Raw genomic sequence first — 20,717 nt, 5'->3', positions numbered from 1 at the left:
TAAAGGAGGATCATCGAATGGAGGTTCGCGTTGTCAGGCTCGGTCATGTTGGGCTCACGGTCAGGGATATCGATCGTACGATCGATTTCTATTCGACTTATCTGGGTATGCGTCTGACGGAAAAGTTCGAATATCCGGAAGAGAAGATCGGCCATGGCGTGGCTGTGGCCGCGGGCGCTTTCCTGCGCTGTGACGTCACGCATCACGAAATGTCGATCTTCCGGATGCGCCGCGACATTCTCGCCGCCGATGCGCCGGATGCGCCGCGCTATGGTTTCGGACTGCACCATATCGCGTTTGAGCTGAATACGCCGGAAGACCTGAAAGGGCTCTTCAAGAAGATGCGGGACGGGGGCGTCGAGATCGTCAACAGTCGCAAAGGCGGACCCGGCAACCAGCCGCGCTTCTATGCCCGCGACCCCGACGGCAATCTGCTGGAATTCTACTGGGGCATCGACAAGATCGGCTGGGAAGGCGCATCGCGCGCATACGACCCGATCGAGGAAATCGACCTCCTCAACTTCGATTTCGAAGCCTATGTCGACCGGCGCGAACGTGATGCAGCCGAGGCACGCAAGGGCATTCGCTCCGGTCTCAACACCTGACAACTGAACAGAAGGGCCTCAACGCGATGATGCGCATCTTCAATCGGTCAGTTGAGGCCTTTCATGATCTCCGCGGCCGCCTCGAGGAGCGGTTTTTGTACCGACAAAAGCAAATGGGCACGCGTACTTGGCACAAGAACGCCAAGGCTTGCTTCGCAGCGCCCGTTCTTTTCGAGAAGGGGCGCGGCGATCCCGTGAACGCCCATCTGCAGCTCGTCATGAGAAATGGAGCAGCCATCAGCCTTCGTCGTTTCGATCCGTGCAAGGGCCGCAACCGGGTCGTCGGTTTTCTTCAGGATACGAGTGATCGCTTTTTCGCCCTGGAACGCCAGGATAGACCAGCCGCTGGCTCCTTTGTAGAGCGGGTGGCGCGAACCGGGACTGTGTTCGACGCGCACCAGATGCCGCTGGCCGACGGCCTGGTCGATGACGACGGCCTCCCAATTGTCCAGCCCGTGCAGAACGACAGTCTCGCCTATTTCCGCCGCCAGTCTCTGCATGACGGGTTTGGCGACGCTGCGCAGATCCGTGCCGGTCTGTCGTGCAAGACTGAAGACGGCAGGCCCGACGATATAGCCCTCGTCGCTTCGGCGGACATAAGCGCGTTGCGCCAGCGTCACGAGCAGACGATGGGCCACCGTGCGGTTGATGTCGCACATTCGCGCCACGTCGGACGCGCTGACAGGCCCCTGCCCCGCCACCGTTTCGAGAACGGTCAGCATCTGGTCTCCCGTCGATGAGATTTCCGCCAATTTCAACTCCTGTGAAGGTCGCGCCGCCCGTTCCGTTGCGTAGGTCATACCGGTTTCTGGCCGGAAATGATCAGAAGACTACTACTTCGACACCGTTTTTGTAGCAAGCGGATCATTGACGAGTATCGCACAGTATGATCTAAATACGAACATAAATGTTCAAATAACGGAACGAAAAAATGAAACTCGTCAGTTACGATGAAAATGGCACCCCACGCTTTGGCGCCCTCTGTGGCGATCGTGTGATCGACCTTGCCGGCGCCAGTGAACTTTACGCCGCAGACGACGAGACGATCGAAATCATCCCTTCGCGCATCGAGACGTTCTTCGAGGAGCCGGCTGTTTTCTCTGAATCGGCGCGTGCAGTCATCGCTCGTTTCGAAGCGGACCACGTTGCGAACGATGCGATCTCGAAGCTGCGTTCGGACGTGAAGTTGCTGCCGCCGATCGGCCGCCCGCCCAAGATCATCTGCGTAGCGCGCAATTACGCTGAGCACGCCAAGGAAGCCGGCCTCGAAATCTCACCGATTCCGATCATCTTCGCGCGCTTCGCCAACACCTTTGTCGCTGACGGCGGCCCGGTCATCGTGCCGTCTGTCTCCACCCATCTCGATTGGGAAGGCGAGCTGGCCATCATCATCGGCAAAAATACCAATGGTCGCCGCCTGAAAAAGGAAGAGGCCATGGACTACGTCTTCGGCTACTCCATCTTCAACGACGTGACCGTGCGCGACTATCAGTTCCGGGTTACCCAATACACGGCGGGCAAGAACTTCCGCGCCTCCGGACCTTTCGGTCCGGTGATCGTCACGGCAGACGAGATTGCAGATCCGCACAAGCTTGACATCCGCACGACGCTGAACGGCGAAGTGATGCAATTCGCCAACACCGAAACGATGATCTACGACATTCCGACGATCCTCGAGCACATTTCCGACTTCATCGATCTGGAAGCGGGCGATGTGATCCCGACGGGGACGCCGGCCGGTGTCGGCTTCAAGCGCAAGCCACCGATCTTTCTGAAACATGGAGACCGGATCACCGTTGAAATCCCCGGTATCGGCACGCTGTCGAACCCCGTTATCGATGAAGGAACTGCGTAATGGGACAGGACGTCTTCGAACGTGGCCTCGATATTCGCAAGGCAGTGCTGGGCGCGGCCTATGTCGAGAAATCGCTAGACGCGGCCGATGATTTCAACCGTGACTTCCAGAATCTCGTCACGGAATATTGCTGGGGCGCCGGCTGGGGGCGCACCGCGCTCAGTCTGCGCGACAAAAGCCTGCTGAACCTGGTCATGCTCGGCGCGCTCAACCGGAGCACGGAGTTCAAGCTGCACCTGAAAGGTGCGCTGACGAACGGCTGCAGCCGGGACGAAATCAAGGACACGCTTATCCAACTCGCCATCTATGCCGGCATACCGGCCGGTGTGGAGGCATTCCGCCTGGCCCGTGAAGTCTTCGCCGAGATCGAGGCCGCCGAATGATCATCTGACGCCAGGCACTGGATGGCAGACCGAACAGACCACTAACCCCCAAGAGGGCACCGCCTATGAAAATGCGTGAAGCCAGAGTTCAGCGGGAGGGCCGGCCGTCCGCATGGATTGCCGCGAGCCGGAGGTCGCGCTGATGGCCATTGCAACGGCGAGCCCGATCGTCCGCTTCAGCGGTGTCTCCAAGAACTATGGAATCTACCAGGCCATCGACGGGATCGATCTCGATATTGTGCCGGGCGAGTTCATCACGTTTCTAGGCCCGTCGGGATCGGGCAAGACCACGACGCTGATGATGCTGGCCGGGTTCGAAACGCCGAGCGAAGGCACAATCGAGATGGATGGACGCCGCATCGAGAGGCTGCCGGCACACAAACGCAACATTGGTGTTGTCTTTCAAAATTACGCGCTCTTTCCGCATATGTCGGTGCGCGACAATCTGGCTTTTCCGCTCAGCGTACGCCGGGTGGAGGCCGCAGACATTCGAAGCCGGGTGGATGCGGCGCTGGCCATAGTGCATCTGGAAGGGTTGGGCGACCGCAAGCCGGTGCAGCTGTCCGGCGGACAGCAACAGCGCGTGGCGCTTGCTCGCGCCATCATCTTCAAGCCGCGCCTGATCGTTCTCGACGAACCGCTCGGCGCGCTCGACAAAAATCTGCGCGAGCACTTGCAGGCGGAACTGAAGGCGCTCCACCGCGACCTCGGCACGACCATGGTGTTCGTCACCCACGATCAATCCGAGGCCCTGACGCTCTCCGACCGGGTCGCCGTATTCAACAAGGGACGGATCGAGCAGATAGACACCCCGGAAGCTCTCTATGAACGGCCTGCGACACCTTTCGTCGCCTCCTTCATCGGCGAGAACAACATGCTGCCGGGCCGTATTGAAGCCAAGGACGGCGATGAGGTTGCGATCCGTTTCGCAGGCGGAGGCCTGTTGCAGGCTCGGTGCCAGACTTCGTGCAGGTCCGGCGACGAAATCATCCTCAGCATCCGACCGGAAAACATTCGCCGTGCGTCAGCCGATGCCGGCCAGCACGTCTCCGCCGCTGTCATCGACATCGTCTATCTCGGTGACCAGAGGCGCATCCTCGTCGAGGCCGACGGCATCGGCCGGCTGGTCTTCAAGACGAGTGCTGGCGGCGAAAAGCCGATCGCGCAAGGAGAGCGGATCGACATCGAACTCTCGGCCGGCGCCTGCCGGGTCCTGCCGAAGGAATAGGCATGGCGACAACCGGTCACCGGTGCCGTGCGACCTCAAGTGTGAAAACGAACCTAAAAACAAGGGGAATGCCAACATGAAAAAAATAGTCCATCTGGCCGCACTGGCGGCCGCACTTGCGTTACCTGGGATGGCCGCTGCGCGTGACCTCACCATTGTGTCCTGGGGTGGGATCTTTCAAGACGCGCAGCGTGACGTGTTCTTCACGCCGTTCAAGACGGAAACTAAGGCGCCGCTTTCAGAAGACAGCTGGGATGGTGGCGTCGGCGTGTTGCGCTCCAAGGCCCAGGCTGGCGACAGCAACACCTGGGATCTTGTCGAGGTAGAGGCGGAAGAGCTGACGATAGGCTGCGAGGAAGGCCTGTTCGAGGTCCTCGATCCCGCAAAGTTCGGTGGCGCGGAGAAATACCTTCCGGGCACGGCATCGGAGTGCGGTGTTCCGGCCAACATCTTCAGCATCGCGGTTGCCTATGACGGCGAAAAGTTCGCCAATGGTCCGAAAAGCTGGGCCGACTTCTGGGATGTGAAGAAATTTCCGGGCAAGCGCGCGCTGCGCAGCGGTCCGAAGATGAATCTCGAATTCGCGCTGATGGCCGATGGCGTTGCTGCAAACAAGGTCTATGAAACGCTGGCAACGCCTGAGGGCGTCGATCGCGCCTTCGCCAAACTCGACGCGCTGAAGCCTAATATCGTCTGGTGGACCTCTGGAAATCAACCGATGCAACTGCTGGGCTCGGGCGAAGTCGCCATGACCACTTCCTACAATGGCCGCATTCCCGCAGCCAACGCTGCAGACAAGCGCAACTTCAAGATCATGTGGCCAGGCGCGATGCTGAACGTCGACAGCTGGGTCATCATGAAAGGCTCGCCCAATGCCGACAGCGCCTACAAGCTGATCGAATTCATGGCCAAGCCCGCCGTGCAGGCCAATTGGCCGGCCAAGCTGAACTACGGTGTCGGTGTTACCGAGGCACAGAAGCTGGTGCCTGCAGAACTCGCAGCAAACCTACCGACGGCACCGGAAAATCTGGCAGCCTCCATCACGCTCGATGCCGGCTTCTGGGTCAACCATATCGACCAGTTGACCGAGCGCTTCTCCGCCTGGGCAGCGAAGTAAACGCGAGGCCCCCTGGCACGTCCAGAGCCCGGGGGCTTTCCATACGGCAAAGCGGCTCCTTGTCCCGGAGCTGCCTTCCGGCCATTCCCTTGCAACAGAAGCAGCCGATGCCATGAGCGAGACGACGACTACCGGGTTTTCCATCAAGGCTGCGGGCCTCTTCCTCGTCCTGCCGCTTGTTCTGTTTTTGCTGGCAGTGTTCTTCGTGCCGCTGGCAGGGATGTTACGGCTGTCGATAGAGGATAGGGACCTGTCCAGCGTCATGCCTTTGACGGCGGAGGCGATAAAGCGATGGGATGGAACCGGCCTGCCGGCACCGGCTGTCTACGACGCGGTTGCATTGGATTTGATGGCTGCCAAGAAGACACGCACCGCAGGGGTCGCAGCAAGACGGCTCAACTACGATACTCCCTCGCTGCGCACCGTTATCACCGCAACAGTGCGCAGCCTGCCGGAAATAGCCGGCACCGGAATCGACTGGGCGGCGGAACTGCCCGTCATCGACCCGGCTTGGGGCAGGCCCGAAATTTGGCAGGCAATCGCCCGGGCACGAGGACCATGGAGTGATTTCTATCTGCTCTCTGCCTTCGACCTGCGCCGCGACCCCGCCGGCCGCCTCCACGCGGCGCGGGATGAAGGCGGCCTCTATGTCGATGTCTTGATCCGCACCTTCACCATTGCCTTCACCGTCACGGTCATCTGCATCGTCCTTGCCCTGCCGGCCGCTTTTCTGTTGATGTCGACCGGTGCTGGCGTGTCCAGCCTGCTGATGATCGTCCTGCTGCTGCCCCTGTGGACCTCCGTTCTGGTGCGCTCTGCCGCCTGGATGGTGATCCTGCAGAAAAATGGGCTCATCAATACGCTGCTCATCAACATCGGCCTGATCGGGCAGCCGCTGGAGCTGATCTACAATCGGACGGGCGTGCTGATCGCGCTGACCCATATTCTCCTGCCCTATGCGGTTCTGCCGATCCTCGGCGCGATGCGCAACGTTCCCAGAAACCAGACGCTGGCGGCGAACTCGCTTGGCGCCGGCCCGCTCAGAACCTTCTTCTCCGTCTACCTGCCTCAAATCCTGCCGGGTATTTCCGCTGGTGGACTTCTCGTCTTCATTCTTTCACTCGGCTACTACATCACCCCCCTGCTTCTCGGCGGTGCGGGCGATCAGTTGCTGCCCTACTACATCGCGTTCAACACCACCCAGACCGTCAACTGGGGCCTTGCTGCCGCGCTCGGCTCCGTACTGCTGGCTGCGACTTTCCTGCTCTACGCGGCCTATATCCGGCTGGTCGGCGTCCAGCGCATCGGATTGGGATAGGAGCCCGTCATGACCGACAGCACATATTGGTGGAAACTAGCTGGCAGGACATTTGGCTTTATCGTCTTGCTTTTCCTGATCGCACCGATCATTGCGATCATCCCGCTTTCCTTCAACACGTCGAGCATTCTCGCCTATCCGCTGGAGGGCTTCTCGTTCAAATGGTACGCTAAGTTCTTCGCTGACCCGCGCTGGTGGATCGCCATCAAAAACAGCCTGATTGTCGGGACCGCGACCGTATGCATCGCCACGCCACTCGGCACGTTGGCAGCGCTCGGGCTGTCCATCTCCAGCTTTCGCGGTAAGTCCTTCCTCATCGCGAGCTTCATGTCGCCCATGATCGTTCCGACGGTGATTACCGCCGTCGGCATCTATTTCCTCTTTTCGCGGCTTGGCCTCGCCAACAGCCTGACTGGACTGGTGCTCGCCCATACAGCCCTTGCCGTGCCCTTCGCAGTGATCACCGTCAGCGCCTCGCTGAGCCAGCTTGAACGAGTGTTGTTGCGGGCATCCGCCAGCCTTGGCGCCGGCGGGCTGACGACCTTCCGGCGCGTGACCATGCCATTGATCATGCCCGGTATCGTTTCGGGCGCAATCTTTGCCTTCACCACATCCTTTGACGAGGTGGTGGTAGCAATCCTGCTCACCGGCCCCGAACAACGCACCCTGCCGCGCGAACTGCTAAGCGGCACGCGCGAGAACCTCGACCCGACGGTCATGGCCGTGGCAACACTCTTGATTACGCTGTCGGTCATCCTGCTTCTGGTTTTCACCGCCCTTCAGCAGCGTGGCAACAGGCTGATCGACAAGGACAAATAGGTGATCTGACAGAGCCCCGTTCAAGCATTTACCTCATCCCCAGTTCCAGTCGCGAAGGGAGTGGATTGGGCCTCCCCAGCATCGGCGAGAAGGGGTTTATTCGTTCACTATTTTTGAACAGTTTGCCGCCTTGCGTTTCGGATTTGATCACGAATTTGTGTTGCCTCGCGACAGATAGTACACTTGTTAAATAAAATGGGCGCTTATAGCGTGCCGACCGATAATCTTGATCCGGCTTCGGGGAAATACAACCATGATGAAGCAGCTTCTGTTGACGACTGTCGGCCTGCCGTTTTTTCTCGGCATGGCCGTTGCGTTGGCCTCGATGGTGTTTCCAGCCAGGCGCGGGTTCATCATCGCCCTGCTGATCCCGCTGGCTGCTGTTGTCATCCACTTGATGCTCGAAGGTATGCCGGTGCTTCCTCCCATTTCCGCAAAGCAGAAGCTCCCGATAATTCTGCTCTTCGGCGCCGGCATCTTTGCGATCCCGGCACTTTTGCGCAGGCCGCTTCCGGTGGCGGTCAGCACGATGCTGGCCGGCGTCGCGCTCGCCCTGTCAGGCTGGTTGCTGGGCAAGAACGTGCTCGTTGCCAATTCCACCAAATCCATCGTCGTTCTCGCCGTGTTTGTGGTCACGACCGCCGCGATCGGCCCAGCGATCGCAAAGCCGGCCGGTGCTCGCCGCGGGGAGCCATCGGCGTTGGCGACTGCGTTGCTTAGCGTTTCCATCGCGGCTGCGCTTTCGGCCGCGTTAGGCGCGTTCGTCGGCATGGCCCAAATCGATGGTGCGCTTGCGGCGCTCACCGGCGGCTGGCTGCTGGTCAGCTATATCAGCTATTTCAGGGGCGACGACCATGCGCTCGCACTGCGCAGTTTCGAGGGGCTTGCGTTTGCCGCCGTGATCTCGGTGCATTTGATTATGACAGCACTCTTTGCGCCGAAGGCGGCGCCCGCCGCAATCATATTCGCGGTTCTGCCCCTTGTCGTCGCCGCTTTCATTCTTCTCGGAGGCATCGCTTTCCATCGCCTTCCGCGGTTCCTTCGACCCATTGCTGCCGGCATTGCCACCGCGGTTCCGGCCACCATCGCCATCACCATCGCCGCCGTCCTCTTCCAGGGATGAACATTCGACCCGGGACGGCCGGCCCAATCAAAGGAGAGTACCAATGAAATTCGCAGCTCTAGTCGCGGCCCTGACCGGCGCGCTTTTTGCAGGATCTGCTTTTGCCGCAGATACTTATGATGTTGACCCGACTCACGCTTGGGTCTCGTTCAAGATCAATCATGCCGGCTGGTCGAATGCCCACGGGATCTTCAAGACCGTTGGGGGCACGATCTCCTTCGACAAGGAAGACATTGCGAAAAGCTCGATCTCGCTGAAGCTCGATGCCAACAGCATCGACACGAACTTCGATCAGCGTGATTCCGACCTGAAGAGCCCCGATTTCCTCAATGTCGAGGAATTTCCCGATGTCACCTTCACCAGCACGAAGATCGAAAAGACCGGTGACAAGACCGCCAAGGTCACCGGCGACCTGTCGCTTGCCGGCACCGTCAAGCCGGTCACCCTGGATGTCGTCTGGAATGCCGAGTCTCCGCTTCCCTGGGATGCCAAGACCGTCAAGACCGGTTTCTCCGCCACAGGAAAGTTCAACGGCTTGGATCTCGGTCTGAAGAAACTTACGGATTTCGGCCTCGGTCCGGACCTTGCGCTCGACATCGATATCGAAGCCATCAAGAAATAACGAAACTCTTTCTTGGATTTCATCGAGCGCCGCCGGGATGCGCATCCCGGCGGCCCGCTTCGTCCCGCGAAGGTCGCCGCGTTCATGGAAATGACGGCGCTCCTTCGCAGCACCCTTTCCCGGCCAGATACCGTGCAAGGCTGCAAGAACATCAGCAAGGACATGCAATGAAACTGACCCGAAGAACCGTATTGGCATTCACCGCAGCAGCATCGCTGGCGAGTAGTGCTGCTGTTTCACAGGCGGCAAATTCCAAGGCAACGGAAACACGAGATCTTGATCACCTCTATAAGGCAGCCCTGAAAGAAGGTGGCCGTGTGATCGTTTATGCGGGCGGCGACACTCCCGGCCAGCAGGACGGCATAAGGAAGGCCTTTGAAGCACGCTTTCCGGGCGTCACCCTGGACGTGGTCGTAGACTACAGCAAGTTCCACGAGGCCCGCATCGACAACCAGGCCGCGACCGGCAAGCACGTTGCCGACGTCATCCAGATCCAGACCCTGCAGAACTTCCCCCGCTGGAAGGCGGAAGGCATTTTGATGCCCTACAAGCCGATCGGCTGGGACAAGGTCTATGCAAAATTCCGCGATCCGGACGGTGCCTATACGGGCGTGTTTGTTGATGCGTTTTCGAATGTGGTCAATTCGAAGCTCATGCCGGATGAAAAAACCTGGCCACGCGAAGCCAAGGATTACCTCCGCCCTGAATTCAAGGGCAAGCTGGTTCTGACCTATCCTACCGACGATGACGCCGTGCTCTTCTGGTTCAAGCAGGTCGTCGACAAATACGGCTGGGATTACGTCGACGCGCTGGCGAAGCAGGAGCCGATTTATGTGCGTGGCACGCAGGCTCCGACAGACATGGTGGAAAGCGGTGCCGCAACCGCGACCTTCTCCACCGACGGCGGTCTGGTACCATTCGACGGCACGGTCTCTCGTTTCCTGCTGCCCAAGGAAGATCCCTTTGTCGCATGGCCACAGCAAGCCGCAATCCTGAAGGGCGCTCCGCATCCCGAGGCAGCCAAGCTTTATCTCAGCTGGCTGCTGGACAAGGACACCCAGAAAAACGTCTGGTACATGTGGTCGGTGCGCACGGATGTGGCCCCGCCGGCGGGCTACAAGCCGATCTGGGAATATAGCAATGGCGATCCGACCGCCTTTGGTCGTTTCCTTGCAAACCGAGGAGCCGTGGAGCGCTTCCGCGCGCAGATCGGTCTCTATCTCGGTGAAACCAAGGGCGAACCCTCTCCCGGCCACCCTGGCCTCTACCCGGTAAAAGCCATTCCGCACTGAACGGCTATATCGCCCTCAGGGGACAAACCTCCGACCTCGATCGTTCCGCTGGACCGAGATGCCTCCCCTGAAAGCCAGAAATGGTCGCCTTGAAAGGATTCGAACTGGAGCTCCCTCGCCGGAAGAGCTACGTGTTTGGCAATCGGGGATTTTCCGTTCGTCGGCACGCAGCCACTTCCAGTCGATCCATTACGCGATCTTCTTGGCCTAAAACGTGAACGCTATGGCAACAAGCCAGTCGCGCCGCAATGCGCCTCTGGTGGCGCTTCTGGTAGCTGCAGCATCCCTATCCTCTCTACGTCAAAATCTTCGGTTCCAAACTGTATCCCTCACATATTTTAGATTCAAAAGTATAGGGGACGCGCTTATATTGCAGGCAGGGAAAACGGTGCGCGTACGCTGAGGGAGTATATGTGCTGGAATACGACATCCGCATTCGCGCCGGTCGCGCTTGCTCTGCGTGACCCCCCGGCGCGCAAAATCGTACGGACACTGGGAGATGAGGCGAGTATCCTGATGAGGGATTGGCCTCGCAATCGTGGAGACGAAATATATCGCCGCCGTAAAAGGTTGCATCGACGCGATCAGTGGAAGGATTGCGCCCGAACAATTCAGAGAACTGCTGTTGCGTGCAGCCGACCAGGCTGGCATCAGCGCTCTGGCGGTCGTCCAGAGAGGCGCAGGAGCACGACGTCCCCACATGCCTTGAAGCGGTGATGACTACAAAGGAACGGAAGCGGGATTGGCGGATGCTGAGCGTCTAGTAGTTACTGCCTGCGCGAGCAATTCATGAAGCAGGTGCCACGGAACGAGGTTCCTATTTTGTGTACCCAGGCACCCGAGGACCGAAAGCAGCTCGAGCACCTTTCGGATCATTTACGAGAAAGCCGCTAATGCCGGCGTCAAGATAATGGCGTGCATTCCCGGCGTCGAACTCCCCGACCTCTCGGCCTGTTCCCCATCCCCCCGCAGTCATCCACAACTCATAACCTCGATCTCGCAGGGTGTTCATGCGCGTGCCTGTGATCATGCTTTCCCACAGTCGAAGGATATTTCCCCCAACGTTAAAGAACACCTCATCCTCAGCCTCTTGGCCGTTCAATAGCCCCAAGATTTCAGCGTCACCTAGAGCACGGAGAGTTCTAACCGACTCCAGACTATGAAGACCGAAGATCAGACGGTGCTTTGGGAAAAGATGCCTGTGTTTGTGAAGTTCCAACAATGCAATGTGGCTCTCATCCTTCACGTCGAACAGTATCGCCGTCGCTGGTGGTATAACGGAAAACGCCTCCCCAAGACTTGGTGCTGCGGGATGTCCTCCCGCCGAGAACCGCGAAATCTCCGCAAGGGTCATTTGCTTGATCAATCCAGAATGTCCCGCGATCCTGAGATCGGGATCATGGCAGCATACGAAAATACCATCCGCTGACCGCCTGACGTCGATCTCGACGATATCCGCGCCCGCTTCGATGGCACCATGCCACGCCGCAGGGGAATTCTCACGATAAGCGGCCGAATAACCGCGGTGTGCTATGATTGCTGGCAAAGTTAATCCTGATTTAAGCGCAAGCGGAGGCTTTGCATATCGTTCAGCGTCTTCCCCAGTGATGGACGCTTACCTCAGGCCAGAGCGCTTTCGCCCTCGCAGCCTTCTTCTCGTGAGTGATCCGGTTATCCAATGCATAGTTTGGCACGACCCGGAACGAAAACATGTCATTTAAACCGAAAGGGGCTTCGATGTGCAATTGGTCGTCGTCCGCCAGTCGCACCGCGACAGAATGCGTCTTCGTGGAGTATCGAAGCAGGGCCTCTTTCGAACACCTTAGTGGCTCCACCGAAAAACCAAATCTTTCCTTGAACCAGAGGTGGACACGCGCCTGGTTTCTGATCTGAAGTGGGATCGCCAAGTCCCATGCAACCGGGAGGACCGCACGGATGACACGGTCTTCGGCCTCGTATGAGAGGTCGGCATCGTCGAAATAGATGACATCGATATCCTTGATGCCATACCAGCGTGGCCGTCCTGTCAGCGCGTTCCAGACCGTCTGGTAGATTGCACCTCCCCCGACAAGGTAATCCGGCAATCTTATCGCCCTCAGGTGCCGGAGCACCTTCATTAGCTCTGGAACCTCCGATATTAGGGCCGTCAAACGAGAGCGTTGCTGGCTGTCTTCAATATCTGCGTAACGAAGATGTTCTTCCATATCATCTCTCGAATTTCTTCCAGCTCGAGGAATTTGACAGATCAGTTCCCGGTTGCAAGGAGTTGATCCCCCCAGACAGTGAACACCCCCGATGCCGCGTCGATTCATCAGCCAGCGCACATCATAAACTCTGACAACGCGTTGGTGGAGAGGCGATGGCATTCGGCAGGCCAATGTGGCTGATTACCGAGCGTATCTCACGCGCACAGCCTTGAGTTTGCCGATCCGATCCTGAGGGCTAGTCTCAACCCAGTGCAAAGGCACCGATGTCTAGGAGCCGACACCCGGCCAGGATGTCGGCCACTGCAACGGCACGCTTTCGGCTGCGGTGGTCATCGAAGCCTGCTATGCCGACTTCGCCACTGCTCGGGCGGCAGCGGGATAGTCGATGTAGCCTTGAGAACCCTGGGTGAACCACGTCGTTGCATCGTCCGGCGCGAGCGGAATGCCTTCCGCCAAGCGGTAAGGCAGGTCGGGGTGCGAGATGAAGGGGCGTCCGAATGCGACCGCGTCGCCGATACCGTCGTGAAGTATGCGGAAGGGTTTCCCGTGTTCCTGCTCGGGGGTAACCCGGGGTTCACCATCTCACCAAAGTATATGTGAAGCGACGCGTCGGTCGCGTTGATTTCTAAGGGATTTCAGGTTGATGTTACGCTCCCGCACGATGGATTCAGTATGCAGCGCTACGAGATACAAGCACTCGAAAACGGAATGTGGTCGGTCATCGATCATCAGACCGGCAGTCCACTCGTCGACCGGGAAGGTTCGATCGAAAAAACGAGGCTGGAGGCCCAGGCCTGGGCCGATTTCCGCAACGGCATGTTGGTTCCTCCCGCAAAGGAACGGATTTCCTCACGGCTCCAGAAGATGCGCCGCATCTGGCAACTGCTCTCTGGAAGGTCGCTGGCACGGTGATCGGCCTTTCAGAAATTCGGTGCCATGACGTAGCTGGTCGGGGTTGTGAAGCGCCGACACCAGGAAGGGTCTGTCGGCCATATTCGGGGGCAGTTGATTTTCAGCAGTAACGCAGCCGTTGGACTGATACGATTGGTCGCTGCCACTCCGACCTCGGCTCAATGCGGACCATCATACCATCGCGCAATATAAGCGTAGAATACTCCGGACGGCGATCTTAGCAGGGCGAGGCCGATTGGGAGATCAGACGTGCTCTTGCCTCAGGTGAGCCACGATAATGTCTCTAAACCTCCTAAATCTTCCGGAACTCTCCGAGCGGCACATAGAGATGCTCGCGAAGGTAATAGCCGACTGGTGCGGCGCGAACTCCCTCGACGCAGGCGGGGATTGCGCGCAAGCCGCATACGCTGCCGCCGTTGATCTTTTAAGTGCAAACACAGACCTGTCAGCGTGCCAGTTGCGACAGGCACTGGACCTCCGAATGATTGAAAATAAGCGCGAGGAACCTTCGTCGTAAACTCAAGTTGGGGCGAAGCGGACGCTGCGTTTAGCGGGTTGCCCGCTGGCGATGGAGCGGATGCCTTGTGGACGAGTGTCGTTATTCTACATCTGCGAACGTCGATCACCGTGAGATCGGCAAAGCAGGCGTTCCATCTCCTGTCGGCCCGTTGGCCAGTATCTAACGGAAAGGCTTACATCGCGGCCTTTGAAGCCTGCGAAGGGGTCGATGACGGACATGTTTCAGACGAAAGCGCTCGGCAGTCGTTCTTATTGGCGTTGAACGAAGCCGAAATTCCCTATTCAACCGATATAGAACGCTTGGCCGGACAAACCTGGTCATGTGGGAGCTATTAACGTCCGGCATTAGGTAGCAAAGACCACCAAATTCCGTCTAAACGCTTGGACAAGTGACACTTCCGGCCAGAATTTGGTCGTCAGCGGACCATCCCTCCCAGCCTCGAGCGCACGGGAAACGGCCGTGCGGTGCGCGGATCGGCGGAGCTGCCTTTCAGCGACTGACCAGTAGTTTGCTCTGGTTCATCGGCTTGGGACGGAAAAGCCCGATATCGAAAGCCTTTATGAGCATTTCAGTGGCAATCCCGCGTCCATGTGACCATTGCGAACGATGATGTTCTTGCCTTCAACACCGCCCGCCATCACGTCGTCGACGGGACCCGGCGTCGCGGTGGATAGCATGTCGCGCTTCCTTGCGAAGTTGAGCACCGCCTTGAGGGGGTGGGGACGGGCGGCCATCAATTCTTCGAGTGTGATTTTGCCAGGGGATGCTCAGCGCGGCGAATGACAGCAGGGCTTGACGTTCTTTCATATTTCGACAATCCTTGAATTGTTTAAATCATGGATAACCGGTATGACCGTCATCCACAAAACCATTTCGAACGACATCGACCCGATCGTCCTCCTCGCGGCGCTGGACGCATGGCCAATATAATAGGCTAGACGTGCAGATCACAATCACCCTGGCAGAGAAAGACGTTCTCACGGCGCTTTCGTTTGGTCACTGACTGCCGCATGTTCCCGTTAGCCATGGGTATCGTTGGGCGGGGTAAGGCGCCGGGTCAATTCCGGGAGAAGGCATTCCTCAGGATGTTTGGATTGGACCAGATCGATCGCAGCCGTGAGAGCCCTACGTCCATCGCTGCTATCAATGTCGCAATGATGCCAACGGCACCACTCGCGAACGGCGGAAGTAACGAGTTCGATTTCGGAATCGGTAAGGGATATAAGGGAAAGCAACATCTCGGTGCTCCTCCGATAGAACGGCAGAAGCAAAGTGCACTCCCAAGCGACCACCTCCATCAGTTAACGTGGTCGATGGAGGGCATTATACTCTCAATACAAGTCATCGCCATTCAATTTGACATACTGACAAAACTAGGCGAGCGAAACGTTTGTTTGCCCTGGCGAACAAATGAACGTCTTCTCTCAACGTTCCGGGAGAACGTCATCACCCGCCCGCCCTGCGGACGGGAGCGACACGGGAAGGCCCCAAGCACCAAGTCATTTGTTTTCGGAAGCCAGCTCGCTCGGCTTGAAGCTGCCGGGTTCGCTGGACGGGATCGCATCCGCTCCATTTTGGCCCCGAGATGGGGTCGTCACCCCTCCTCCGTGGTCGGACGACCATGTCTGAGGAATGCCGGTTGATCTCGAGCTAAAATCTTCTTTAGCTTCCCGCCAGTGACGTTCGTGCTGCCCTGCCGGACGGCCCTCCGCCTCCCATCTTGCGTAGGCGGCCTGCTGTATTTTTTCGTCCATCGTAGCCTCCAATCTTAGCCGGGCCTCCAGATTGTGAAGGGTCTCCGCCATCTTCTTGACGTCGTATGGCTTCGAGAAGAACACGGCGTTCTCGGGGAGCTCGGAAATCATCGGGCTCCGCTTGCCGGACACGACGATGATCCGGATCGGCGGCCATCTGTCCCGGACGGTCGCGGCCAGCATGAGGCCGTCCATCGATCCGGGCATGTCGATGTCCGTCAGCAGGATGCGGACGTCCGCTTCCGTCTCAAGACGCGTTATCGCTGCCGCTGCGTCGCTCGCCTCAAGGGCTTCGAACCCGGCTTCCTCGACGAGGTTTACGGCAAGCATGAGCAGCAGCGGCTCGTCTTCGACTATCAGAACTTTAGATGGCATCGTCACCCACCCTGGCACCACCATTGCGGACTGTAACTTGCCTGTCGAGATAAGGTTCCCGCCAGCCGAGCAAATTTTCTCGAAGCCGTGAACCCGCCATGTTCAGTTGCGCGCTACCTATTTCGCGACTAACCCCTATGTTGTGGCCGGTAGACGTCTTCAAGAGAAACAACGTGATCGTGCGGGGTTCCGGCGACGCGACGATCGTGTTCGCCCACGGGTTAGGCTGCGATGGTGGCGCTATATCACCCCTGCCTTCGAGGATCGCTACCGCGTCGTTCTGTTCGACAATGTTGGCGCGCCGGTCAGTCGGACCTGCCTGCCTACTCGTTCGAAAATACGGAACGCTCGACTTATGCTGGCGACCTGGTCGAGGCCTTTGCCGTCGAAAGGCGGTTTGTCAGTCATTTGGTCAGTTCGATCGGTCACTGCTCGGTCTATCCCATCGATGTTGAACGACTGGATTGTCACGACTGGCCAAGTTCCCACGTCCGCGTGTCTGGATTTGTTCACCGCGGTCACGAAGCACCTCGGGCAGAGAGCCATCTCGGCGCCGCAAAAAGGCCCCGCCGAGGCGGGGCAAGTCTTGACAACACTGGATCGCACAGGAGGAACACCCGTGCTTTCCTTCCCCTCTAACGATGAGGGAACAGCTAGGTTCCGGTACGGTGACGTACCGAGGATATTCGGCTAGCTCGTCGCACCCGTCGTCCAATCCGGCGCCCATGTCCGCGCAAACCCACCTACCGATCTGCCGTTTGGTGTTGACGGGCGGCCGGTCCTTTATGTTTTGTCTCGTCCCCTACGCCGGTGAGCGTTGAGGATGAGAGCTCAGGTCCCTCACGTACTACCGAACGTTCCTGCTTCTGGGATCAGAAAGCAAAATGCCCCACGGGGTTTGCGGGGCATCTTGTATCAGGGCTTTTCGCGACCGGGGGGCCGCGATAAAAGAATGACATGGTTCTGAAGCTGGTCAATTAGCCTTAAGTTACTAATCTAATTGCAGAACCCGTTCGGCGCTGGATCAATTTGATCAATGACCCCAGCTCCAGGGTTTCTGACGGTTTTTACGCGCCGCGCAATCGGCCACATCATCATCGCCTCGGCATTGAATGGCTTCATCAGGTCTCGTGGATCGGGATCTGGGGACAGCCAATGCTCGTAATCCTCGCGTCGAATAATGACCGGCATTCGATTTTGGATTGTCGCCATCATCTCGTTTGGAGGGCAGGTGACGACGGCGAAGCTCCGGATATCGATGCCGATCGGATGGTGCCACGCTTCCCAAATGCCTGCGAGGGCGAAAATCGATTGATCCTTCATGGCGACGGCGTAGGGTTGTTCGTTCCGGCTAGTCCCAAGGCTGTCCCTCCATTCAAAGAAGCCACTAAGCGGGATCAGGCAGCGGCGCGACCGGTAAGCTTCTTGGAAAAGTCCATTCGAGTTGATTTCTTCACGACGTGCGTGGACTGGCGGCTGGCGACGCGGTCGGTCCATCCATGCCGGGGTGAGGCCCCAGCGGGCGACAGCGAAGACTGGCCTTCGAAGATCTCTCTGCCGTTCAACGTCTTGAATGACGATGTGGTAAACCTCAAGCGCGCCGCCATTGTACCGAGGGAGGCGATCACCCAAGTCATCGACATCACCTCGCTCAGCGAAAGCGAAATTTCTTGCCATCTCGTCAAACGGTTGATCGATGTAGATCCGGCGGCACATGCGGAACTCCGTCTGCACATAGACTTTTCGATATGTGTCTTTGATGAATTACGTCAATACCGATTGGTGCTTGGGTTACCCCTATTGCATAGCTGGACCCTCTTTGATTGGTCCAATAGGCTCCATGCCATCGGGTGATGAGTAAAGGGTAACGAGATGCGTAACGCGCTAGCAGTCTGCGGGACCGCCCTAATCGCCATATACTTCCTCGGCGGCATGAGCGCGAGACATGATACCTTTCCTTGGCCACAACTTTCCGCGCTGAGGAAAACGGTTGTTGGAGAGAAGCCGGCAGCACCAAGCCGATATACTTTCGACGACAAGGAACGCCTCATCGGTGATGAATCAAAAACCTCAGTGACCTGCCCCACTCAAACCGATCGAACGGCTGTCTTGCTCCTTCTTGGCCAATCGAACGCGGCCAACGACGGTGGACAACGGCACCGGTCGAATTATGGCGCTCGCGTCGTCAACGCCTTTAACAAACGGTGCTTCGTCGCAGCGTCGCCACTTCTTGGATCGACCGATACCAAGGGGGAGTACTGGACGCTCCTTGCGAACAATTTGATTGCATCGGGACAGTATGACAGCGTCATCCTCGCACCTCTCGCATATTCCGGATCCGAGGTCGCGCGGTGGGCGGCAGGCGGCGACATCAATCCAGTGCTGGTCGACACCATGAAACAGCTTCAGGATTCCAACTATCGGATAACGAGCGTCCTCTGGGTCCAAGGAGAGGCGGACCTCGTTCTGGGCACCACTGCGGAGGCCTATCAGCAACGTTTCATGTCGATGGTTGACACGCTGCGTCAGCACGGCGTCGAACGCACCCGTTTACATTTCGATCGCATCGAAATGTCTGGAACCGAGCAACGGCGGCTTCAAGGAGCATATTCCAGACAATCCAATCGTACGGGCGCAGCTGGCCCTGTCAAAAAGCGGCCACGGTATCCGAGAGGGCGTAAATTCTGACGTGTTGCTCGATGGGGATGACCGCTACGACGATTGCCATATCGGCGGCACAGGCGCGGAGAAAGTGTCGCGGGCCTGGCTGAACCTTCTGCGCGGGGAAAGCCACTTACTGGAAACAACCGCGCGATAGTCTTCGCTGAACCGGTTTTCGCACCTTCGCACGCGCTCGGCCGCGCCCCACAGCCAGGTGCGCGATCTCTGCGGTGAGCATATTAAAATGAAATCATGGCTCTCGCTGCGATGTGGGGCGAAGTCAGCTTTTCTCAAGGACTGACGGGCTGTCGCTGGAGGAGCGCGATCCGCTTCAAACGCAGCGCCCGCTTTTCCAGGAGATGCCACGAGAGCCAGCCGAGCAACCACGCTGTCGGCAGGGAAAGCGCAAAGACCGCCCACCACGTGCTGTACTGGCCGAGGGCATGGTTCATCATCTGCTCCACTGGCCAGCCATAGAGATAGGTCCCGTAGGAGGCGTCGCCCAATCGTTCGAGAGTCGGCAGGCGTATCACCGGCGAGGTCGCGATGTAGACAAGCGGATAGGCGAACAACATGCGGCCGTAAAGATAGCCGGGCCAGAAGACGAGGCAGACCATACCGAGCGCCACGAAGATCAATGCCAAGACAATATCGGGACGCCGCTTTTCCATCACGAACCAGAGAAGCGAACCGCAGAAAAAGTATGGCGCGATAAAAGTGAAATCCGTCAGGAACCGTATCTTTGGCCACGGATGATCGAAGAAAAGCTGCCAGGTCACGCCCACGGCGAGGGCAAGTGCCATCAACGGGGCTCGCAGAAGCCCGATTACCATTAATCCGGCGACGATGAGGTAGCAGAAGATTTCCTGCCCGATCGTCCAAAGAGAGCCGTTGACGGAGACGGCAAGCCAAGAAATGGCGGGGTCATAGAACTGCACATGCGGCAGGGTCATGCCAAAGTTCGGGTCGAGCAACGAATGCAGTGTCGTCTTCAAATGAAGCGACTTGAGCAAGTAACCACTGACGCCCAGCGGGCTGAACAAGGCGCCCAGGACATAGACGCTGAGCAGCGTACATACGATAAATGCCGGGTATATTCGCAGCGCCCGCCGCCAGAGAAAACCACCCGCGCTGCCGAACTGCGCGCTCTGCGTGACGAGGAAGCCGCTGCTGATGAAAAAAATATAAACGCCGAAGAGGCCAAGGATATTGCCCTCTCCGAGCAAACGCTCAAAGGGCTCGTTCGCCGAGGTTTTTTCCGAGATAAGAAAGGCATGCGAGAAGATCACCGTGGAGGCTGCGACGAGCCTGATCATGTTGAAGTTCGGGTAAAATGCCTTCTTGATCTCGCCGCCATGCATGCGAACCTCCCCGCTTCTAAAGCTTAACAAACCATTAAGGTGAATTTGGAACGTTGTCACGGATCGGTGCGAAAACGCGGCGGGAACGATCGAGATTGCCCCAACATCCGTCTACGCGGGACGGGCTTCTGGTCCAATACATGTTCAGCGCTCGGGCAGGATACGTTGCGCTCGATAAGAGCGATGTGAAGTTTGCTCGGACAGCCGATCGGCCGGAGGTCGTTCAAAGTAGGGAAAACGCGTTGCGCACGGAGTGACGCCGCGAATCATGCTGCTTTGATGCGAGTTCGGAGAATGCTGTGGCGAAGGGGACCGTTAAGTTTTTTAATGACAAGGGGTTCGGTTTTCATCACGCCGGACGACGGCGGTGCGCCGCCGGATCAAGGCCCTGCCGATCTTGCAGGAACCCAAACCCGAGCAGACGCTGGATGGCCTGATGACAAGACCAGGCTGCCGACAATAGCGACCATGGCAATCAGGATGACGATGATGGGAAAGGCAGTGCCGGACGGCTTATCTTCATGGTAGATCATTGATTGCTCCTGCGGCCCGGCGGCGCATAAGA

At 58.1% G+C, this 20,717-nt stretch carries 20 protein-coding genes and 3 pseudogenes; 15 read left to right on the top strand and 8 right to left on the bottom strand.

The window, feature by feature from the left end; translation table 11 throughout:
• The first annotated feature begins 17 nt into the window (after positions 1-17).
• Positions 18-605, top strand: coding sequence for a VOC family protein (locus RLEG4DRAFT_RS08780; protein ID WP_003577030.1), 588 nt, complete (start codon positions 18-20; stop codon positions 603-605).
• A gap of 47 nt (positions 606-652) precedes the next feature.
• Here the strand turns inward: RLEG4DRAFT_RS08780 and RLEG4DRAFT_RS08775 are convergent, their stop codons facing one another.
• Positions 653-1,357, bottom strand: a complete 705-nt coding sequence (locus RLEG4DRAFT_RS08775; RefSeq protein WP_020397622.1) for an IclR family transcriptional regulator — start codon at positions 1,355-1,357, stop codon at positions 653-655.
• A gap of 179 nt (positions 1,358-1,536) precedes the next feature.
• On the opposite strand from RLEG4DRAFT_RS08775, the gene RLEG4DRAFT_RS08770 reads away from it, so the two are divergent.
• From RLEG4DRAFT_RS08770 to RLEG4DRAFT_RS38595, 11 genes and pseudogenes are all read left to right on the top strand, one after another.
• The gene (locus tag RLEG4DRAFT_RS08770) at positions 1,537-2,460 is read left to right on the top strand and encodes a fumarylacetoacetate hydrolase family protein (protein ID WP_003577026.1); all 924 of its coding nucleotides are present in this window, start codon (positions 1,537-1,539) and stop codon (positions 2,458-2,460) included.
• The gene (locus tag RLEG4DRAFT_RS08765; RefSeq protein ID WP_003577023.1) at positions 2,460-2,843 is read left to right on the top strand and encodes a carboxymuconolactone decarboxylase family protein; all 384 of its coding nucleotides are present in this window, start codon (positions 2,460-2,462) and stop codon (positions 2,841-2,843) included. The genes RLEG4DRAFT_RS08770 and RLEG4DRAFT_RS08765 overlap by 1 nt, the downstream gene beginning before the upstream one ends.
• Positions 2,844-2,955: 112 nt before the next feature.
• Complete coding sequence (locus RLEG4DRAFT_RS08760) at positions 2,956-4,071, top strand: ABC transporter ATP-binding protein (protein WP_051040887.1); 1,116 nt, start codon at positions 2,956-2,958, stop codon at positions 4,069-4,071.
• Positions 4,072-4,147: 76 nt separating this feature from the next.
• On the top strand, positions 4,148-5,188 hold the full coding sequence (locus tag RLEG4DRAFT_RS08755; protein WP_003577020.1) for an ABC transporter substrate-binding protein: 1,041 nt from the start codon (positions 4,148-4,150) through the stop codon (positions 5,186-5,188).
• 112 nt (positions 5,189-5,300) lie between these two features.
• Entirely contained in the window at positions 5,301-6,506 is a 1,206-nt protein-coding gene (locus tag RLEG4DRAFT_RS08750; protein ID WP_003577018.1) for an ABC transporter permease, read from the top strand.
• 9 nt (positions 6,507-6,515) lie between these two features.
• A complete protein-coding gene (locus RLEG4DRAFT_RS08745) occupies positions 6,516-7,325 on the top strand; it encodes an ABC transporter permease (RefSeq protein ID WP_003577017.1) in 810 nt (269 codons plus the stop codon).
• Positions 7,326-7,578: 253 nt separating this feature from the next.
• Entirely contained in the window at positions 7,579-8,448 is an 870-nt protein-coding gene (locus tag RLEG4DRAFT_RS08740) for a hypothetical protein (RefSeq protein WP_003577015.1), read from the top strand.
• Between the two features lie 43 nt (positions 8,449-8,491).
• On the top strand, positions 8,492-9,070 hold the full coding sequence (locus RLEG4DRAFT_RS08735) for a YceI family protein (RefSeq protein WP_003577013.1): 579 nt from the start codon (positions 8,492-8,494) through the stop codon (positions 9,068-9,070).
• Positions 9,071-9,082: 12 nt separating this feature from the next.
• Positions 9,083-9,241: a hypothetical protein gene (locus RLEG4DRAFT_RS40755; protein WP_171898191.1), complete on the top strand. Its 159-nt coding sequence runs from the start codon at positions 9,083-9,085 to the stop codon at positions 9,239-9,241.
• Positions 9,238-10,362, top strand: a complete 1,125-nt coding sequence (locus tag RLEG4DRAFT_RS08730; protein WP_003577012.1) for an ABC transporter substrate-binding protein — start codon at positions 9,238-9,240, stop codon at positions 10,360-10,362. Before RLEG4DRAFT_RS40755 ends, RLEG4DRAFT_RS08730 begins: the two co-directional genes overlap by 4 nt.
• Positions 10,363-10,773: 411 nt before the next feature.
• Positions 10,774-11,071 (top strand): annotated as a pseudogene (locus tag RLEG4DRAFT_RS38595) (DUF982 domain-containing protein).
• Positions 11,072-11,179: 108 nt separating this feature from the next.
• Here the strand turns inward: RLEG4DRAFT_RS38595 and RLEG4DRAFT_RS08725 are convergent.
• Together RLEG4DRAFT_RS08725 and RLEG4DRAFT_RS08720 are read right to left on the bottom strand one after the other, a co-directional pair.
• Positions 11,180-11,908, bottom strand: coding sequence for a glycerophosphodiester phosphodiesterase (locus tag RLEG4DRAFT_RS08725; protein WP_003577011.1), 729 nt, complete (start codon positions 11,906-11,908; stop codon positions 11,180-11,182).
• A gap of 43 nt (positions 11,909-11,951) precedes the next feature.
• A complete protein-coding gene (locus RLEG4DRAFT_RS08720) occupies positions 11,952-12,566 on the bottom strand; it encodes a nucleotidyltransferase family protein (RefSeq protein ID WP_003577010.1) in 615 nt (204 codons plus the stop codon).
• Between the two features lie 675 nt (positions 12,567-13,241).
• Between RLEG4DRAFT_RS08720 and RLEG4DRAFT_RS08715 the strand changes: the two genes are divergently transcribed.
• Positions 13,242-13,481 (top strand): hypothetical protein, encoded by a 240-nt coding sequence (locus RLEG4DRAFT_RS08715; RefSeq protein WP_003577009.1) that lies wholly within the window; start codon positions 13,242-13,244, stop codon positions 13,479-13,481.
• A gap of 555 nt (positions 13,482-14,036) precedes the next feature.
• On the top strand, positions 14,037-14,336 hold the full coding sequence (locus RLEG4DRAFT_RS59885; protein WP_085061885.1) for a DUF982 domain-containing protein: 300 nt from the start codon (positions 14,037-14,039) through the stop codon (positions 14,334-14,336).
• Positions 14,337-14,558: 222 nt separating this feature from the next.
• Here the strand turns inward: RLEG4DRAFT_RS59885 and RLEG4DRAFT_RS40750 are convergent, their stop codons facing one another.
• From RLEG4DRAFT_RS40750 to RLEG4DRAFT_RS08695, 4 genes and pseudogenes are all read right to left on the bottom strand, one after another.
• A complete protein-coding gene (locus tag RLEG4DRAFT_RS40750; protein WP_003577008.1) occupies positions 14,559-14,735 on the bottom strand; it encodes a hypothetical protein in 177 nt (58 codons plus the stop codon).
• 765 nt (positions 14,736-15,500) lie between these two features.
• Complete coding sequence (locus RLEG4DRAFT_RS38585; protein WP_085061899.1) at positions 15,501-15,755, bottom strand: DUF2934 domain-containing protein; 255 nt, start codon at positions 15,753-15,755, stop codon at positions 15,501-15,503.
• A gap of 21 nt (positions 15,756-15,776) precedes the next feature.
• A pseudogene (locus RLEG4DRAFT_RS08700) lies at positions 15,777-16,130 on the bottom strand (response regulator); the annotation flags it as partial.
• 996 nt (positions 16,131-17,126) lie between these two features.
• Positions 17,127-17,846, bottom strand: a complete 720-nt coding sequence (locus RLEG4DRAFT_RS08695) for an SOS response-associated peptidase (RefSeq protein WP_003577005.1) — start codon at positions 17,844-17,846, stop codon at positions 17,127-17,129.
• Between the two features lie 156 nt (positions 17,847-18,002).
• Here RLEG4DRAFT_RS08695 and RLEG4DRAFT_RS08690 point away from each other — a divergent pair.
• Positions 18,003-18,948 (top strand): annotated as a pseudogene (locus RLEG4DRAFT_RS08690) (sialate O-acetylesterase).
• Between the two features lie 133 nt (positions 18,949-19,081).
• Here RLEG4DRAFT_RS08690 and RLEG4DRAFT_RS08685 read toward each other — a convergent pair.
• Positions 19,082-20,152, bottom strand: coding sequence for an acyltransferase family protein (locus RLEG4DRAFT_RS08685; protein WP_003577003.1), 1,071 nt, complete (start codon positions 20,150-20,152; stop codon positions 19,082-19,084).
• Positions 20,153-20,717: the final 565 nt, after the last annotated feature.

The sequence above is a fragment of the Rhizobium leguminosarum bv. trifolii WSM2297 genome, assembly GCF_000271845.1.
Note: the sequence above shows the minus strand (reverse complement) of the source record. Positions and strands in the feature narration are given on the sequence as shown.

Bases quoted from the DNA above. Each gene is read 5' to 3' on its own strand.
- RLEG4DRAFT_RS08765 (WP_003577023.1), top strand. From the start codon at position 2,460: ATGGGACAGGACGTCTTCGAACGTGGCCTCGATATTCGCAAGGCAGTG.
- RLEG4DRAFT_RS08730 (WP_003577012.1), top strand. From the start codon at position 9,238: ATGAAACTGACCCGAAGAACCGTATTGGCATTCACCGCAGCAGCATCG.
- RLEG4DRAFT_RS08770 (WP_003577026.1), top strand. From the start codon at position 1,537: ATGAAACTCGTCAGTTACGATGAAAATGGCACCCCACGCTTTGGCGCC.
- RLEG4DRAFT_RS08745 (WP_003577017.1), top strand. From the start codon at position 6,516: ATGACCGACAGCACATATTGGTGGAAACTAGCTGGCAGGACATTTGGC.
- RLEG4DRAFT_RS08685 (WP_003577003.1), bottom strand. From the start codon at position 20,152: ATGCATGGCGGCGAGATCAAGAAGGCATTTTACCCGAACTTCAACATG.
- RLEG4DRAFT_RS40750 (WP_003577008.1), bottom strand. From the start codon at position 14,735: ATGGCCGCCCGTCCCCACCCCCTCAAGGCGGTGCTCAACTTCGCAAGG.
- RLEG4DRAFT_RS08720 (WP_003577010.1), bottom strand. From the start codon at position 12,566: ATGGAAGAACATCTTCGTTACGCAGATATTGAAGACAGCCAGCAACGC.
- RLEG4DRAFT_RS08750 (WP_003577018.1), top strand. From the start codon at position 5,301: ATGAGCGAGACGACGACTACCGGGTTTTCCATCAAGGCTGCGGGCCTC.
- RLEG4DRAFT_RS08740 (WP_003577015.1), top strand. From the start codon at position 7,579: ATGATGAAGCAGCTTCTGTTGACGACTGTCGGCCTGCCGTTTTTTCTC.
- RLEG4DRAFT_RS08735 (WP_003577013.1), top strand. From the start codon at position 8,492: ATGAAATTCGCAGCTCTAGTCGCGGCCCTGACCGGCGCGCTTTTTGCA.
- RLEG4DRAFT_RS08715 (WP_003577009.1), top strand. From the start codon at position 13,242: ATGCAGCGCTACGAGATACAAGCACTCGAAAACGGAATGTGGTCGGTC.
- RLEG4DRAFT_RS08760 (WP_051040887.1), top strand. From the start codon at position 2,956: ATGGATTGCCGCGAGCCGGAGGTCGCGCTGATGGCCATTGCAACGGCG.
- RLEG4DRAFT_RS08695 (WP_003577005.1), bottom strand. From the start codon at position 17,846: ATGTGCCGCCGGATCTACATCGATCAACCGTTTGACGAGATGGCAAGA.
- RLEG4DRAFT_RS38585 (WP_085061899.1), bottom strand. From the start codon at position 15,755: ATGGACGAAAAAATACAGCAGGCCGCCTACGCAAGATGGGAGGCGGAG.
- RLEG4DRAFT_RS08780 (WP_003577030.1), top strand. From the start codon at position 18: ATGGAGGTTCGCGTTGTCAGGCTCGGTCATGTTGGGCTCACGGTCAGG.
- RLEG4DRAFT_RS08755 (WP_003577020.1), top strand. From the start codon at position 4,148: ATGAAAAAAATAGTCCATCTGGCCGCACTGGCGGCCGCACTTGCGTTA.